Annotated in this window: 7 protein-coding genes, 1 tRNA gene and 1 pseudogene; 7 read left to right on the forward strand and 2 right to left on the reverse strand. The window is 68.0% G+C overall.

Translation table 11 applies throughout. The features are described from left to right. Positions 1-47 precede the first annotated feature (47 nt). Positions 48-1,085, forward strand: coding sequence for a dihydroorotase (gene pyrC / locus SJY41_RS18285; protein WP_380783639.1), 1,038 nt, complete (start codon positions 48-50; stop codon positions 1,083-1,085). A gap of 113 nt (positions 1,086-1,198) precedes the next feature. Here pyrC and SJY41_RS18290 read toward each other — a convergent pair whose 3' ends face one another. Both SJY41_RS18290 and SJY41_RS18295 read right to left on the reverse strand, forming a co-directional pair. Then, positions 1,199-1,549, reverse strand: a complete 351-nt coding sequence (locus SJY41_RS18290; protein WP_380783640.1) for a hypothetical protein — start codon at positions 1,547-1,549, stop codon at positions 1,199-1,201. 236 nt (positions 1,550-1,785) lie between these two features. Then, a complete protein-coding gene (locus SJY41_RS18295; protein WP_380783641.1) occupies positions 1,786-2,565 on the reverse strand; it encodes a DUF1134 domain-containing protein in 780 nt (259 codons plus the stop codon). Positions 2,566-2,807: 242 nt separating this feature from the next. On the opposite strand from SJY41_RS18295, the gene SJY41_RS18300 reads away from it, so the two are divergent. The 6 genes and pseudogenes from SJY41_RS18300 to SJY41_RS18325 all read left to right on the forward strand — a co-directional run bounded on the left by SJY41_RS18300 (position 2,808) and on the right by SJY41_RS18325 (position 16,974). Continuing rightward, positions 2,808-2,900: transfer RNA gene (locus SJY41_RS18300), tRNA-Ser, on the forward strand. A gap of 157 nt (positions 2,901-3,057) precedes the next feature. Next, a pseudogene (locus SJY41_RS18305) lies at positions 3,058-3,575 on the forward strand (transposase). Positions 3,576-3,670: 95 nt separating this feature from the next. Then, the gene (locus tag SJY41_RS18310; protein WP_380783642.1) at positions 3,671-13,219 is read left to right on the forward strand and encodes an Ig-like domain-containing protein; all 9,549 of its coding nucleotides are present in this window, start codon (positions 3,671-3,673) and stop codon (positions 13,217-13,219) included. 8 nt (positions 13,220-13,227) lie between these two features. Continuing rightward, positions 13,228-14,751 carry a TolC family protein gene (locus SJY41_RS18315; protein ID WP_380783643.1) on the forward strand — a complete coding sequence of 508 codons (1,524 nt, stop codon included), beginning with the start codon at positions 13,228-13,230 and terminating at the stop codon, positions 14,749-14,751. 2 nt (positions 14,752-14,753) lie between these two features. Then, a complete protein-coding gene (locus SJY41_RS18320) occupies positions 14,754-15,656 on the forward strand; it encodes an efflux RND transporter periplasmic adaptor subunit (RefSeq protein ID WP_380783644.1) in 903 nt (300 codons plus the stop codon). Then, positions 15,640-16,974: an efflux RND transporter periplasmic adaptor subunit gene (locus SJY41_RS18325; protein WP_380783645.1), complete on the forward strand. Its 1,335-nt coding sequence runs from the start codon at positions 15,640-15,642 to the stop codon at positions 16,972-16,974. Before SJY41_RS18320 ends, SJY41_RS18325 begins: the two co-directional genes overlap by 17 nt. Positions 16,975-17,250 lie beyond the last annotated feature (276 nt).

A 17,250-nucleotide genomic window follows, 5' to 3' on the forward strand; every position in this document is an offset into this window, starting at 1 on the left:
GCGGGCGACGTCTGGCGTCCGTGCGCGCGCGTCGATAGGAAGGCGGCATGACCGAGCGCCTCACGATCCGCCGCCCCGACGACTGGCACGTCCACCTCCGCGATGGCGCGATGCTGGAGGCGGTGGCAGGGCATACCGCCCGCCAGTTCGCGCGCGCGATCATCATGCCGAACCTGACGCCGCCGGTAACGTCGATCGAGGCGGCCAAGGAGTATCGCGCACGGATCCTGGCGGCGCTCGATGAGGGCGCGAACTTCACGCCGCTGATGACGTGTTACCTGACCGATGGCACCGATCCCGCCGAACTCGAACGCGGCTATGCCGAGGGCGTGTTCACCGCGTGCAAGCTGTACCCCGCGCATGCGACCACCAATTCCGCGCACGGCGTCACCGATATCCGCGCGCTGACCGGCGTGCTCGAGACGCTGCAGCGGATCGGCATGCCGCTGCTGATCCACGGCGAGGTGACCGACAAGACGATCGACATCTTCGACCGCGAGGCGGTGTTCGTGGAACGCACGCTGGCGCCGCTGGTGCGCGACTATCCCGAGCTGAAGATCGTGCTGGAGCATATCACGACCGCAGAGGCGGCCGCGTTCGTGGCCGAGGCGGATCATCCGATCGCTGCGACGATCACGCCGCAGCATCTGCTGATCAACCGCAACGCGTTGTTCGAGGGTGGCCTCAGGCCGCACGCCTATTGCCTGCCCGTGTTGAAGCGCGAGACGCATCGACTGGCTGTGCGGCGTGCGGCGGTGTCTGGATCGCCGCGGTTCTTCCTGGGGACCGACAGCGCGCCGCACGTCGTGGGCGCGAAGGAATCCGGGTGTGGGTGCGCCGGGATCTTCAACGCGCCGTTCGCGCTGGAGGCGTATCTGAGCGTGTTCGACGAGGAGGGCGCGCTCGACAAGTTCGAGGGGTTCGCGTCGGAGCATGGCGCGCGATTCTACGGGTTGCCGCTGAACGAGGGAACCGTGACGCTGGTGCGCGAGGCGGTCGAGGTGCCTGGAGCGATCGGCTCGGGCGACACCGCGGTTGTGCCGTTCCTGGCGGGCACGACATTGGAGTGGCGGTTCGAAGGGTAACGCGAGCTGCGGCTTCGCCCTTCCCAAGGCGGGTTGGCCGCGGCCTATCCCTCTCTGATCGAGAGCAGGAAAGACGCTGGAGGTGGTGATGGGTGAGGGCGGGGGCGCACCGTCTAGATAGTGAGATCCTGCGCCTTCAGCCCATCCAGCCACAACCTTGCTTCCTTCTGCTCGCCGACCGCGCTGGCGCTGACCGGACCGCGCGCGGCGAAGAAGTCGCGGTGAAGCGCGAACGGCTCCAGCATCAGGCGGTCGCGCATCGCATCGATGTCGGTACCCATTTCGGTGAGCGCGTCGATCGTCGGGGCGATCGCGGCGCGGACGCGGCGATCCGGCGTGCGGTCGAACAGGCCGAGCGAGCCGGATGCGGTCTTTTCCAGCGCTGCGATCAGCGTCTCGCGGTAGTCGGTTTCGAGGTCCTCGCGCTGGGCGTCGAGACGGGCGAGGCGGTCGGGTTTTGCCATTGGCTTGGCGTAGCGCTTGGCGTGTTGGCGTCAACTCATGGGCGGCGCGAGTTGGGGAAGGCGGCGTTGGATTAGCTGATGGTGCAGGCGCCCTGCCAGGTTTCTTCCGACGGGTTGGAGATTGAAGGTCGGGCTTGGGGCCTGCCATGGGCAAAGCCCACGTCGTCGGACGGGGCCTAGCCCCGCCGGCCGGGCTTGCGCGAGTCAGGCTGGCGTTGCCGCCTGCCGCGCTTCGCCTAAAACGGCAACCACCTGCTCTTGTGGGTGATGTTCATATACCCGACGTTTACACCAGCGCGCCAGCCGACACCCAAGCGGATCGGGATCAGGACGACGTTGCCGCGGCGCAGGTACGTCGCGGCGAAACCGCCGACCAGGTACAGACGCCCCTCGACTGCGGGGAAACGCTTATACAATTCCTCCGTGTCGTAGAGATTGTAGACCAGCACGAAGACCTTGTTCGCGTCGCCGCCGATGTCGAAGCCGACCGACGGGCCGGTCCAATAGACCGGCTGCTGGCCCTCGACCTTGTGGCTCATGATGCCCGAGCCATAGCGGACGCCGAGCACGAACGCGCCCGAGGCTTCGCGGCCGGCGATATAGGCGTTGGGCTGGCCCTGGTCCTTCAGGATGTTCTCGAGGATGCCGCCGAGCCCCGCCGCGCCCTTGCCGAACACGCCTTCGCCGGCTGCGAGCAGATCGTCGCGCTGATAGGTGTCGGCGGCCTGTGTCGTGGCTTCCGCCCGGGCGGCCTGCGAGGCGTTGCCGGACGGCGCAGCCGGGCCAGGGGCCGGGGCAGGATCGCTCTGGACCGTCGTCTCGGTCTCTGCCGGCCGCGAGGGTTGCGTCGCTTGCGGGCGGGAGGGCGGCTGATAGGCGCGCGGTGCGAGGTCGCCGTCGATCGCCTGGTTCGGATCGATCGTGCGGACCTGTGCGGATGCGGCCGTCGCACCACCTACGGCGCCGCCACACACGGCGGTCGCGATGGCACCTAGGCCAAGCCAGAAGCTACGCATGTCGATCCCCAAACTCGCCGAAACTACGGGAGGCGCCCCGAAACCGGGGATTACCCCTTCGCAGCCGAGTTAACCAGCGCCCGGCTTGCCGCGCAATGAACGAACGCCGGGCACCTGTCGAATTCGGCCGAAATCGCGGTGAACGGTAAGGGCGGGGGAGAGTGACGAATTCGGACGCTGTCGCGATTACAGGCGTTGCCCCCCGCACCGACCCTCGCTATAGCCCCGCATCTGCTGCAGCCGGAGACGTGGGTGAGTGGCTGAAACCAGCGGTTTGCTAAACCGCCGTACCGGGTTTACTGGTACCGAGGGTTCGAATCCCTCCGTCTCCGCCATCTTGCACTCTTAGCCTATGTTCTAACGGGCTTTTGCCACAAGGCTCGGTGAGCGCCCCACAGCTAGCCCGCCATACGCTGCCGTCATCTTCACTAGGGTCAGGACCCATTGATGTCAGCGGCGCGATCTGATTCAGGCTCCGCAGGGTGACGTGGGATGAGCGACCTGTACTGGCTGACCGATGAGCAGATGGCGCGCTTGCAGCCGTACTTTCCGAAGAGCCAGGGCAGGCCTTGGGTCGATGGTCCGCGAGTGTTGAGCGGCATCGTTTTCGTCAATCGTAATGGGCTGCGGTGGCGGACGCGCCCAGCGATTATGGACCGCACAAGACGCGGTACAATCGGTGGAAGCAGCGGAGCGAGAGGGGCGTGTTCCTGCGAATGATGGAGAGCTTGGCTGCTGCGGACGCTCAGCCCGAGCCAAGGGCATCGAACCCTGCATCCTAGGCCGGAAATCGTGGCTCGAACCGGTCAGATACGACATGCGCCGCTACAGACGTCGCGGCCGCATCGAGATCATGGCGCCCGAAGGACTGGCGCCGCGTCGCCATTTGCTAAGACCGTTGCCCAACCGTCTTCTTCTCCGCCGTTGCCCTCGCTGCCACGGTCATCTTCTGGCTAAAACCCCTGGTTCTGATGCTAGGCGAGCAGCATAAGAACCGCCTGTTTCGATAGGGGTAGCCTGATTACGAGGCGATATCCTTAACCCGGTCTTTACCAACTCTGAGCTAAATCTCCTCAACGCGATGTAGTGTGATGGAGACGATACGGTGAAGCAGTTCGATCGCAATATGCTGCGGACCGGGTCGGCAGGACGGGCGCATCTGCTCGCGCTCGAGCCGCGCATGATGTTCGATGCTGCGATTGCGGCCACCACGGAAGCGGTCGGCAAAGTCGATTCGCCGCTCGCTCGCGCCGATGCCGCGAACAGCGGCCTGCCTGCGCACGTGCCAGCGCCGATAGACGTCTTCACGCCGGCACCGGCACACGATGCTGCTCCGGCAGAAAACGCGCACGCGGCCAGTGAGGGCGCCCCCGCGGCCGCGGGGGCACCGGATCACGGTACGACCACTCTCGCGGTTTTCGACGGCGATGCGTCTGACGGCGGCGTTACGCGCATCCCGGTCGATACGGCGCACGAGCTGCACACCATTTCGTCGCACGAGTCCGCATCAGCGGCGACGCAAGCCATCGTCTTCATCGACACGTCGGTAGACGATTACCAGCAACTCGCGGCGCAATGGGCGTCGCAGGCGCAGGTGGTCCTGATCGACGGCACGCGCGACGGGATCGACCAGATCCGCGCCGCGCTCGCGGGCCAGACCGATATCTCCGCGATCCACATCGTCAGCCACGGCGACCAGGGCGAGTTCTGGATCGGTACGACCAGGGTCGACCAGGCGGCGATCGATGGCGACCTTGCCGGGTCGCTGGCTGCGATCGGCCGCTCGCTGGCGCAGGGTGGCGACATCCTGATCTATGGCTGCGATTTCGCCGAGGGCGATGCCGGTGCCGCCGCCCTCGCCAGTTTCGCCCGCGCGACCGGCGCCGACGTGGCAGCCTCGACCGACGTCACTGGCTATGCGCCCCGTGGCGGCGACTGGGTGCTCGAGGCGCACAGCGGCAGCATCGAGGCGCGCAGCCTTGATGGCGGCGACTGGGCACACACGCTCGATCCCAACACGCCGGTGCCGATCTCGGTCACCGCGGACAGCCTGACCGTGACCAATGGCCAGGGTACCGTCGTCGTCTCCGGCACGACCGGGTACGGCACGGACTCGCGTTCGCCCGATGTCGGCGTCGGTTCGGTCGCGCGCTGGAGCGGGGCCGCGACCTTCAACGGGCAGAGCGTCGACCTGATCGCGACGGTGGTCTCGCTCAGCGCGGGCGATGCGGTCCGCTTCAATCGCCCGACCGGCACCGGGGCGAACGGCGACGATCCGACCTTCCTGCTGCGCGACCTGACGACCGGCGCGAGCGATGCTATCGTGCAAATCCGCTGGTCGTTGGTGGTCTCGGGCACCAACACCGCGCTGCCGGCCGATGTCCGCTTCACGATCGCGGACATCGACGGGATCGGCGGCAATCCGAACAGCCGCGAGACCGTCAGCACCTCGACCGACAACCTTGCCTATTTCACGCGTGAGCGGGTCAGCGACATCGCCTTCACCTCGTCCCTGAACCGGATCACCGCGTCGGGCACGCAGAACGAGAACACCGACGCGACGCAGCCCGTGACGCCCAAATCGGCGGCGACGTTCGACTGGACCAAGGTGTCGTCGTTCGACCTTACCTACACGCTCACCACCAACACCGTGACGACGCAGGCGCAGTTCTATCAGGATGGCGACGCCGACTTCCTGTATTCCGACCCGGTCTATGTCAGCATCCCGCGGCTCGATCTCGACGGCAATGACAGCACCGCTGCGGGTAACGACGCCCATTTCACGTTCACCGAGAACGGCCCCGGCGTGCCGGTCGTCGACACCGACGTGGTCGTCACCAACCCGATGGATATCAATGCGGTCATCGGTGCGTCGGTGACGCTCACCAACTATCAGGCGGGCGACATGCTGTCGGTCGGCACGTTGCCGGCGAACATCGCCGCGACGGTCGGCGCCGCCAGCAACGGCCGGATCGTCGTCACGCTGACCGGCAACGGCAGCGAGACCGACTATGACGCCGCACTGAAGGCGATCCGTTTCAGCAATACCTCGGATACGCCCAGCACGACGCAGCGCGTGCTGACCGTCTCCTTCTCGAACGACACGCTGACCAGCGCAGTCGCGACCAGCCGGATTGACGTCATTGCCGTCAACGATTTCCCAACCGCGCGCAACGACAGCGCGACGACGGCCGAAGATACCGCCGTCACTATCGCGGTGCTGGTCAACGACACGGACCCCGACGGCGACCCGCTCACCGTCACGTCGGCGACCGCGCTGCACGGCAGCGTCGTTCGCAATGCGGACGGCACGCTGACCTACACGCCGAACGCGAACTACAACGGCACCGACACGATCAGCTATGCGATCTCCGACGGGCAGGGCGGCACGTCGAACGCGACCGTCGCGGTCACGATCACGCCGGTGAACGATGCGCCGACTTCGGTTGGTACGCTGCCCGATCGTGCGAGCAGCGACGGCGCTGCCGTGTCCTATGCGACCGCTGGCGGCTTTACCGACGTGGACGGCGATGCGCTGAGCTACACGGCGACCGGCCTTCCCGCGGGACTGACGATCAACGCGAGCACCGGGGTGATCTCGGGCACGATCGACCGCTCGGCGAGCCAGGCCGGCGGTGGCAGCTACGCCGTCGTGGTCACCGCGCGCGATCCGTCGAATGCCGCGACCACGCAGCGCTTCACGCTCACCGCGACCAACCCGGCCCCCACCGCCGTTAACGACAGCGCGACGACGGCCGAGGACACCGCGGTGACGATTGCGGTGCTGGCGAACGACACCGATCCCGACGGCGACCCGCTCACCGTCACGTCGGCGACGGCGCTGCACGGCAGCGTCGTCCGCAATGCGGACGGCACGGTGACCTACACGCCGAACGCGAACTACAACGGCACCGACACGATCAGCTACGCGATCTCCGACGGGCAGGGCGGCACGTCGAACGCGACCGTCGCGGTCACGATCACGCCGGTGAACGATGCGCCGGCTTCGGTCGGCACGTTGCCCGATCGTGCGAGCAGCGATGGGGCTGCGGTGTCCTATGCGACCGCTGGCGGCTTCACCGACATCGACGGCGATGCGCTGACCTACACGGCGACTGGCCTGCCCGCGGGACTGACGATCAACGCGAGCACCGGGGTGATCTCGGGCACGATCGACCGCTCGGCGAGCCAGGTCGGCGGTGGCAGCTACGCCGTCGTGGTCACCGCGCGCGATCCGTCGAATGCCGCGACCACGCAGCGTTTCACGCTCACCGCAACCAACCCGGCCCCCACCGCGCGCAACGACAGCGCGACGACGGCCGAAGACACCGCCGTCACGATCGCGGTGCTGGCGAACGACACCGATCCCGACGGCGATCCGCTCGCCGTCACGTCGGCGACCGCGCTGCACGGCAGCGTCGTCCGCAATACCGACGGCACGCTGACCTACACGCCGAACGCGAACTACAACGGCACCGACACGATCAGCTACGCGATCTCCGACGGGCAGGGCGGCACGTCGAACGCGACCGTCGCGGTCACGATCACGCCGGTGAACGATGCGCCGGCTTCGGTCGGTACGTTGCCCGATCGTGCGAGCAGCGACGGGGCTGCGGTGTCCTATGCGACCGCTGGCGGCTTTACCGACATCGACGGCGACACGCTGACCTACACGGCGACCGGTCTACCCGCGGGACTGACGATCAACGCGAGCACCGGGGTGATCTCGGGCACGATCGACCGCTCGGCGAGCCAGGTCAGCGGTGGCGCGTACGCCGTCGTGGTCACCGCGCGCGATCCGTCGAACGCCGCGACCACGCAGCGCTTCACGCTCACCGCGACCAACCCGGCCCCCACCGCCGTCAACGACAGTGCGACGACGGCAGAGGACACCGCCGTCACGATCGCGGTGCTGGCGAACGACACCGATCCCGACGGCGACCCGCTCACCGTCACGTCGGCGACGGCGCTGCACGGCAGCGTCGTCCGCAATGCCGACGGCACGCTGACCTACACGCCGAACGCGAACTACAACGGCACCGACACGATCAGCTACGCGATCTCCGACGGGCAGGGCGGCGTCTCGAACGCGACCGTCGCGGTCACGATCACGCCGGTGAACGATGCGCCGGCTTCGGTTGGCACGTTGCCCGATCGTGCGAGCAGCGATGGCGCTGCCGTGTCCTATGCGACCGCTGGCGGCTTCACCGACGTGGACGGGGATGCGCTGAGCTACACCGCGACCGGCCTGCCCGTGGGCCTGACGATCAACGCGAGCACCGGGGTGATCTCGGGCACGATCGACCGCTCGGCGAGCCAGGCTGGCAGCGGCGCGTACGCCATCGTGGTCACCGCGCGCGATTCGTCGAACGCCGCGACCACGCAGCGCTTCACGCTCACCGCGACCAACCCGGCCCCCACCGCCGTCAACGACAGCGCCACGACGGCCGAAGATACCGCCGTCACGATCGCGGTGCTGGCGAACGACACGGATCCGGACGGCGATCCGCTCGCCGTCACGTCGGCGACGGCGCTGCACGGCAGCGTCGTCCGCAATGCCGACGGCACGCTGACCTACACGCCAAACGCAAACTACAACGGTACCGACACGATCAGCTACGCGATCTCCGACGGGCAGAGCGGCGTCTCGAACGCGACCGTCGCGATCACGATCACGCCGGTGAACGATGCGCCGGCTTCGGTTGGCGCGTTGCCCGATCGTGCGAGCACCGATGGGGCTGCGGTGTCCTATGCGACCGCTGGCGGCTTCACCGATATCGACGGCGACACGCTGACCTACACGGCGACCGGCCTGCCTGCGGGACTGACGATCAACGCGAGCACCGGGGTGATCTCGGGCACGATCGACCGCTCCGCGAGCCAGGCTGGCGGTGGCAGCTACGCCGTCGTGGTCACCGCGCGCGATCCGTCGAACGCCGCGACCACGCAGCGTTTCACGCTCACCGCGACCAACCCGGCCCCCACCGCCGTCAACGACAGTGCGACGACGGCAGAGGACACCGCCGTCACTATCGCGGTGCTGGCGAACGACAGCGATCCCGACGGCGACCCGCTCACCGTCACGTCGGCGACCGCGCTGCACGGCAGCGTCGTCCGCAATGCGGACGGCACGCTGACTTACACGCCGAACGCGAACTACAACGGCACCGACACGATCAGCTACGCGATCTCCGATGGGCAGGGCGGCGTCTCGAACGCGACCGTCGCGATCACGATCACGCCGGTGAACGATGCGCCGGCTTCGGTTGGTACGTTGCCCGATCGTGCGAGCAGCGATGGGGCTGCAGTGTCCTATGCGACCGTTGGCGGCTTTACCGACATCGACGGCGACACGCTGACCTACACGGCGACGGGCCTTCCCGCGGGACTGACGATCAACGCGAGCACCGGGGTGATCTCGGGCACGATCGACCGCTCGGCGAGCCAGGCTGGCGGTGGCAGCTACGCCGTCGTGGTCACCGCACGCGATCCGTCGGGTGCCGCAGCGACGCAGACGTTCGCGCTGAGCGCTGCCAATCCCGCGCCGACCGCCAACGCCGACGCCGCCATGGTGCATGTCGACACGCCGACGGTGATCGCGGTACTTGGTAACGACAGCGATCCCGACGGCGATCCGCTGAGCGTCATCGATGCCAGGGCCGATCGCGGTACCGTCGTGATCCTTGCCGATGGTACGCTGCGATACACGCCGCCGGCCTTGTTCGCCGGGCAGGACATGATCGTCTACACGATCAGCGACGGACAGGGCGGCACGGCGACCGCGACCGTCACGATCACGATCGTCAACGCAGCGCCGACCGCGGGCGTGGGCGGCGACCAGGCAGCGGCGGACGGCCAGAGCATCTTCCTGCCGATCGGTGCGAGCGTCACCGATGCGGACGGTGATCCGCTGGTCTTCACCGCGACCGGACTGCCGGCAGGGCTCTCGATCGATCCCGCGACTGGGCTCGTCTCGGGTATCATCGACCGCGGCGCGAGCCAGGTGAAAGGCGGCGTCTACGATACCGTGGTGACCGCGGACGATGGCCATGGCGGGACCAGCACCACCCTCCTCCACTGGACGATCACCAATCCCGCACCGATCGCGCGCGACGATACCGCCAGCGTCGACGAGGACGGCGGTATCGTCATCGCCCCGCTCGCCAACGACAGCGATCCGGATGGCGACCCGCTGACGATCGTCTCCGCGGTGGCCGCGCATGGCAGCGTCACGATCAACTCCGACGGCACGATCACCTATCGCCCGGACGCGGATTTCAACGGCACCGACACGATCGCCTATGTCGTCACCGACAGCGACGGCGCGCGCGCGAACGCCAGCATCGGCGTCGCGGTCGCGGCTCGCAACGACGCGCCGACCACGACCGGCCTGCCCGCGCGCAGCGACGTCGATGCAGAGACGGTGTCGATTCCGACCAGCGCGGTCTTTGCCGATGTCGACGGCGATATGGTGACGTACAGCGCGACCGGCCTGCCCCTGGGATTGTCGATCGATCCGGTGACGGGGGTGATTTCGGGTACGATCACGCCCGGCGCCAATCGCGGCGGTCGCGATGGACAGGGGCATTATACCGTGATCGTCACCGCGACCGATCCGTCCGGGTTGTCGGTCGATGCGCCGTTCACCTGGAGCGTGCTCGCAGCGGGGCCGATCGCGCGCGGCGACACCGCGACGACGCGCGAGGATGTGCCGGTCACCATCGCGGTGCTCGACAACGACAGCGATCCCGATGGCGATCCGCTGACGCTGGTCGAGGCGGTTGCCAGCCACGGCGCCGCGACGATCGTCGACGGCAGGATCGTCTTCACGCCGGACAAGGACTTCAACGGCACCGCGATCGTGACCTATCAGGTCAGCGATCCCGCGGGGAACCGTACCAGCGCGTCGGTCACGATCACCGTCGTCGCGGTCAACGATGCGCCGGTCGCACAGCCGCTGAGCGATGCGGCGGGTACCGACGGACTGCCGGTGACGCTCGATGTCGGCGGCTTCTTTGCGGATCCCGACGGCGACGCGCTGCGCTTCACCGCGACCGGGCTTCCCGCCGGCCTGACGATCGACCCGGTCACCGGCCGGATATCGGGAACCGTCGACCGTTCCGCGAGCCAGGTCGCCGGCGGCACCTACCGTGTCGTCGTCACCGCGACCGATCCGTCGGGCGAGGCGGTCAGCAGCGGCTTCGACTGGGCGATCGCCAACCCGGCACCGACGGCGGCGAACGACCGTGCGACCACCGCCGAGGATACGTCCGTGCGGATAGCCGTGCTGGGCAACGACGTCGATCCCGACGGGGATCCGCTCAGCGTCGTCTCGGCGAATGCGGGTCACGGCAGCGTCGTCGTCAACGCCGACGGCACACTGGCGTACACGCCCGACCAGGACTTCAACGGTAACGACGTGATCGTCTACACGATCAGCGACGCGCAGGGCGGCACGTCGACCGCGAGCGTGCTCGTGACGATCACCCCCGTTCAGGACGTGCCACGCGCCGTCGACGACCGTGCGACGCTGGTCCGCGATACGAGCATCGATATTCCCGTGCTCGCCAACGACAGCGATCCGGACGGTGACCCGCTGACCGTCATTGCCGCCACGGCGACCAGCGGCAGCGTCACGATCAACCCCGATGGTACGCTCCGTTACGTGCCGATCGCAGGGTTCGTCGGCACCGACGTCGTCGTCTATACCATCGCCGACGGTCGGGGCGGCACCGCCAGCGCGACGGTGACGCTTACCGTTACGCCGCCGAACAGGGCACCGGTCGCGCAGACCGACGTCGCCCGCACCGCGGAGGACAGCCCGGTAACGATCGCGGTGCTTGCCAATGACAGTGACCAGGATGGCGATCCGCTTGTCGTCACCAGCGTCAGCGCGGCGCATGGCAGCGTCGTCGTCAACGCCGACGGCACGCTGACCTACACGCCCGATGCCAACTACACCGGCACCGACACGCTACGCTATACGATCACCGACGGGCGCGGCGGTACCGCCACCGCCGACGTGACGATCACGATCGATCCGGTCAACGACGCGCCGATGCCGGTCGGCAGCCTGCCCGATCGCGCGACCAGCGACGGTGCCGCGATCGCCTACCCGACCGCCGCGGCGTTCGCGGATGGCGATGGCGACGCGGTAACCTACACGGCGAGTGGGCTCCCTGCCGGTCTCACGATCGACGCGACGACGGGCATCATCTCGGGCACCATCGACCGCGGCGCGAGCCAGGTCGGCGGCGGTCGCTACGGTGTGCTGGTCACCGCGCGCGATCCGTCGGGCGCAACCGCATCGCAGGGCTTCACGCTCACCGCGACCAACCCCGCACCGATCGCGCGCGATGACGCCGCACGCACCGATCGTGATGTCGGCGTGGTCATCCCAGTGCTGGCCAACGACAGCGATCCGGATGGCGATGCGATCTCCGTTACCGGGGCGATCGCGGCTCATGGTAGCGTCACGATCAACCCCGACGGCACGCTGGCCTATATCCCGGGTGCGAGCTTCACCGGCACCGACACGATCCGCTACACCATCACCGACAGCGACGGTGCGACGGCGACCGCGCTGGTCACCGTCACGGTCGATCCGGTCAACCGCGCGCCGGTGGTTCCCGTCGGCGCGGCACCCGTCGATGCGACCGGTGGGCGGCCGACCCGGATCGCGGTGCTCGACGGCGTGACCGATCCGGACGGCGATCGGGTGACGCTGACCGGCGCGACCACCGCCAACGGCGCAGCCGTCGTCAACCCCGACAACACGGTTAGCTTTACGCCTGCGCTCGGCTTTGTCGGCAATGCGACGATCACCTACACCGTCGCCGATGGCCGCGGCGGCATCTCCACCGGCACGGTCGTGGTCAGGGTCGCGGACGGCCGCGGCGCGGATATCGAACAGTTGCTCGACTTCGGCCGCCCGCGCTTCGTCGACCCCAGTCCGCGGATGGCAACGATCCGCCTCGGCGAGGACGGCGAAGTCCGCAACCCGCTGTCGGTGCTCAACACCGTCGAGGGCATCCGATCGCTCAACGCCACGACGATCGGCCGCCAGCCGGTCGGCGATGCGGTCGAGGCAATCCGCTCGCTACGCGGGACCGGACTCGATCCGGACTCGCCGATCCTCGCCGAGGTCGCGCGGCTCGACGCCATTCGCGACCAGCGCGATGCCGGCGACCGGCTGTTCGATCACCGCTGGGGTGACTTCATGGTCCAGGGTCTCACGGGCTTCTCCGCCACGGCCGACCAGAACGCCTGCATCATGGTCGAATCGGTGGTCCGCGGCGGGGCGATCTACGTCGAGGTCCGCGACATCGCCGAGGGCGAGCATGCAGAGATCCGCGCGGTCGACGTGCGCCTCGCCAACGGCCACGCGGCGGATTTCATCCATGTCGACAAACGCGGCCTCGCGATCATCGAGCGCGGCGCCGACATGGACGAGCTCCATTTGATCGTCCGCGTCACTCGCGAGAACGGCCGCACGACGTCGACGCCGATCGTCATCCAGGGCCAGACCGGCGAGATCGAACTCGATCGCCCGGCCCCTGTCCGCCACCGCGCCGCACCGCTCGACGCCACGCTTCACACCCCCGGCGCCGCGGCCTCCGCTGCTGCCGCGCGCCTTTCCAGCACTTTCGAATGAGGACCGTCATGATCAACCGAGCCAAGCCTATGTCCCGTCTTGCCGCCGGCCTCGCACTCGCTGCGCTGATCTCCGGCTGCGCGGTAACGCCCAAACCGATGTCGGCCTCCGAGCTGGACACCCGCGCGCAGGACAACCGCGTCGCGGTCACCGCCAACCAGGAGCCCGTGACCGGCCCGATCGACCTGTACCAGGCGATGGCGCGCGCGTTGAAATACAATCTCGACTACCGCGTCGAGCAGATGCAGCAGGCGCTGAAGGACCGCGAGTTGAAGGTCAGCAGCTACGACATGCTGCCCCAGGTGGTCGCCAGCGGTGGTTATTTCGGCCGCAGCAACGAGGCCGGCGCGTCGAGCCTGTCGCTGCTCACCCGCCGCCAGAGCCTCGAGCCATCGACCTCGACCGAGAAGAATGTCTTCTCCGGCGATCTGACCGTCAGCTGGGACGTCCTCGATTTCGGCCTCAGCTATGTCCGCGCGCACCAGAAGGCCGACGGCGTGCTGATCGCCGCGGAGGAGCGCCGGAAAGTCTCGAACCGCGTGATCGAGGACGTCCGCACGGCCTATTACCGCGCCGTCTCCGCGCAGCGCCTGCTGACCAAGCTGAACGAGCTGCAGGGCTCGATCACCACGACGCTCAGCAATTCCGAGCGGCTAGCGAAGAACCGCAAGGCGCCGCCGCTCATCGCGCTTACCTATCAGCGCGAGCTGATCGAGATCGAGGCGCAGGTAAAGTCGCTTAGCCGCGAGCTGCAGATCGCCAAGTCGCAGCTCGCCGCACTGATGAACCTCGACCCCGGCACCGACTATGAGCTCGTCCTGCCGCCGCGCGAGGATGCGCTGCCGAACGTCGCGATGTCCGCCGAGGACGAGGTGATGACCGCGCTGCGCAACCGACCCGAACTGCGCCAGCTCGATTATCAGCAGCGCATCAACAAGCACGAACTCGATGCGCAGATCCTGGCGATGTTCCCTAGCCTGAAGGGCTTCGTCGGCTACAACGCCGACTCGAACAAGTTCCTCTACAACCAGGATTGGGCGCAGTACGGCGCACGGTCGGCGTTCAACTTGCTCAACGTGTTCAAGATCGGCGCGGTCAAGAAATCGGTCCATGCCGAGGGCGACGTGCTTCGCATGCGCCAGCTCGCCACCGCGATGGCGGTGATGACGCAGGTCCATGTCGCGCGCGCGCGTTACGGTCTGTATTCGTCCGAGCTCGATACCGCGCGGCACAGTCATGACGTGCAGGCGCGGATCATGGGCCAGATCGGCGGCGGCTATAAAGCCGGCGCGGTCAGCCAGCAGACGCTGTTGCGCGAGCAGATGAACACTCTGGTAAGCGAAGTCCGCTACGACATCGCCTATGCCGACGCCCAGAACGCCTATGCGAATCTCTACGCCTCGATGGGCCAGGATAGCTTCACTCCCGACGTCACCGATCGCGAGAGCGTCGCGACGATCGCCGTGTCGCTGAAGCAGATGTGGGCCGCCCGCGAAATCGCCAGCCTCGATACCGTGGGGAAGGGAAATTGAGCATGATCTTGCCTCTGCTGGCGCAGTTGAGTGCGCGTGCGAAGGTGATGGCCGGGGTCGGCGCGACGGGGCTCGTGGCGCTCGGGTCGACGATGGCGATGCCCGGCCAGGTCACCTGGTCCGATGCCAAGGCCGCGCATACCGCGGTGCCGGTGCTGGCGCTCGACATGGCCGCGCTCACCCGCGATGCCAACGTCACGGTGGCGGGCGCGACCTTCACGCCCGGCGCGCAGGTGTCGGCGCACGGCGTCGTGCGGTCGGGCGAGGAGGCGGTGATCGCCTCGCGCATGACCGCGCTGATCACCGCGCTGCCGTTCGATACCGGGCAGAGTTTCGCCAAGGGGCAGTTGCTGGCGAGCTTCGACTGTTCGCAGATGCGCGCGCAGCTGACCGCGGCCGAGGCTGCGGCGTCGGCGTACCGGAAGACCTACGACACCAATGTCGAGCTCGACCAGTACAAGGCGATCGGCACCAACGAGGTCGCGGTGTCGAAGGCCAATCTCGGCAAGGCGTCGGCCGAGGCGCAGGCGATCCAGGCGGGGATCGGCCAATGCACGATCGTCGCGCCGTTCTCGGGCACCGTCGTCGAGCGCGTCGCGCACCCGCATGACGTCGCGGCGGGCGGCCAGCCGTTGATGAAGATCCAGGGCGCGGGCGATCTCGAGGTCGAGCTGATCGTCCCCTCGACGTGGCTGACGTGGCTCAAGCCCGGCACCCCGTTCAGCTTCGCGATCGACGAGACCGGCGGCAGCGTCCAGGGCTCGGTCGCCCGGCTCGGCGCGGCGGTCGATCCGGTGTCGAAGACGATGCGGATCACCGGCAAGATCACCGTCGTTGGCACCGTCCTGCCCGGCATGAGCGGCACCGCACGCTTTACGGAAGGCGAGCATGACCGTTCTATCTGATCTGATGCGGCCGCCGACTGCGGAGCCATCGCCGCTCGGCACGCTGCTGACGTGGGAAGCGTCGCTGCGGTCGCAGGCCAGCGTTCCCGAACTGCTGTATTTCGTCGCGAACGAGACACGGCGGCTGGTTTCGTACGACCAGCTGTTCGTGCTGAAGCGCGCCCCCGCGGGCGAGGGCTGGCAGGTCGCGGTCGCGTCGAGCCTCGCGGCGGTCGACCGCAACGCACCCGCGATCCGCGCGATCGAGGCGGCGGTGAAGACGCTCGACGTCTCGCAGCCGCTGATGCTCGACGCGCCCGACGATGATGCGCTTGCCGACTACCCGTTCCGCGCCTGGCTCTGGCAACCGCTGATCGACCGCGAGGGCCAGGTGTTCGCCGGCCTGCTGGTCGTGCGCGCCGACCCGTTCGAAGCCAATGAAGCCGGCCGCATCGCACGCATGGCCGAGACGACGCAGCATGGCTGGCTCGCGCTCACCGGCGGCAAGCCGGTCCGCCGCGTGCCCAAATTCTCCGCGAAGCAGAAGAAGCTGATCGCCGGCGCAGTGGCGGTCGTCGCGCTGTTCCCCGTCCACATGTCGGCGCTCGCCCCGGTCGAGGTCGTCGCTGCGCATCCCTACGTCGTCACCGCGCCCTTCGCAGGCCTGATCACCACGCTCGACGTCGCGCCCAGCGCCAAGGTCGCGAAGGGCCAGACGCTGCTGCGCTTCGACGACGTCAAGCTGCGGAACGAGCTGAGCCTGTCCGCCGAACGCCTCCAGGTCGCGCGCGCCAAGGTCGACGAGGTCTCGTCCGCGTCGTTCGGCGACGCCCGCGAGGCGCGCGGTATCTCGATCGCGCAGGCCGAGTATCAGCTCGCTGCCGCCGAACATGGCTATGCGCAGGACATGCTCGCGCGCGCGCGCGTCACCGCCCCCCGCGCCGGCATGGCGATCTATACCGACCGCCGCGAATGGGAGGGCCGCGCGGTGGAGGTCGGCCAGCCGATCATGGAGATCGCCGACCCCACGCAAGTCCGCTACCGCATCGACCTGCCGACTCGCGAGCAGATGACGCTCGAACCCGGCAGCAGCGTCTCGGTCTGGCTCGACAGCCAGCCCCTCTGGGCGCAGTCGGCGACCTTGGCGGATGCGAGCTACCAGGCCCGCCCGACCGCCGACGGCACGCTGGCGTTCGCGCTGAACGCCACCCCGGCAGACGGCGCGCAACCCCGCATAGGCTCGCGCGGCACCGCCCGCGTCCGCGGCGACTGGGCCCCGCTCGCCTACACGATGCTCAAGCGCCCGATCGCCAGCGCGCGGCAATATCTGGGGTTCTGAGTTGCGACGCTCTTCCGTCCGTCATTCCCGCGACGTCCGTCATTCCCGCGACGTCCGTCATTCCCGCGACGTCCGTCATTCCCCCGACGTCCGTCGTTCCCCCCACGCCTGTCATTCCCGCGGAGGCGGGAACCCATATTGGCAAACCCTTGCGATCGATCTTGGACGTCTGCCAGTCTGGATCCCCGCCTCTGCGGGGATGACGGAGCTTGGTGGGCGACAGATTAATCCTCCCCCGCCAAGGGGAGGTGGCGCTGAACGCGACGTAGGGGGAGG

The organism is Sphingomonas sp. R86520 (assembly GCF_042466285.1).
Taxonomy (GTDB): Bacteria; Pseudomonadota; Alphaproteobacteria; order Sphingomonadales; family Sphingomonadaceae; genus Sphingomonas.

What these genes read in the sequence shown, in the direction of transcription:
- pyrC (WP_380783639.1), top strand. Translation starts at nt 48, where the DNA reads ATGACCGAGCGCCTCACGATCCGCCGCCCCGACGACTGGCACGTCCAC.
- SJY41_RS18290 (WP_380783640.1), bottom strand. Translation starts at nt 1,549, where the DNA reads ATGGCAAAACCCGACCGCCTCGCCCGTCTCGACGCCCAGCGCGAGGAC.
- SJY41_RS18295 (WP_380783641.1), bottom strand. Translation starts at nt 2,565, where the DNA reads ATGCGTAGCTTCTGGCTTGGCCTAGGTGCCATCGCGACCGCCGTGTGT.
- SJY41_RS18315 (WP_380783643.1), top strand. Translation starts at nt 13,228, where the DNA reads ATGATCAACCGAGCCAAGCCTATGTCCCGTCTTGCCGCCGGCCTCGCA.
- SJY41_RS18320 (WP_380783644.1), top strand. Translation starts at nt 14,754, where the DNA reads ATGATCTTGCCTCTGCTGGCGCAGTTGAGTGCGCGTGCGAAGGTGATG.
- SJY41_RS18325 (WP_380783645.1), top strand. Translation starts at nt 15,640, where the DNA reads ATGACCGTTCTATCTGATCTGATGCGGCCGCCGACTGCGGAGCCATCG.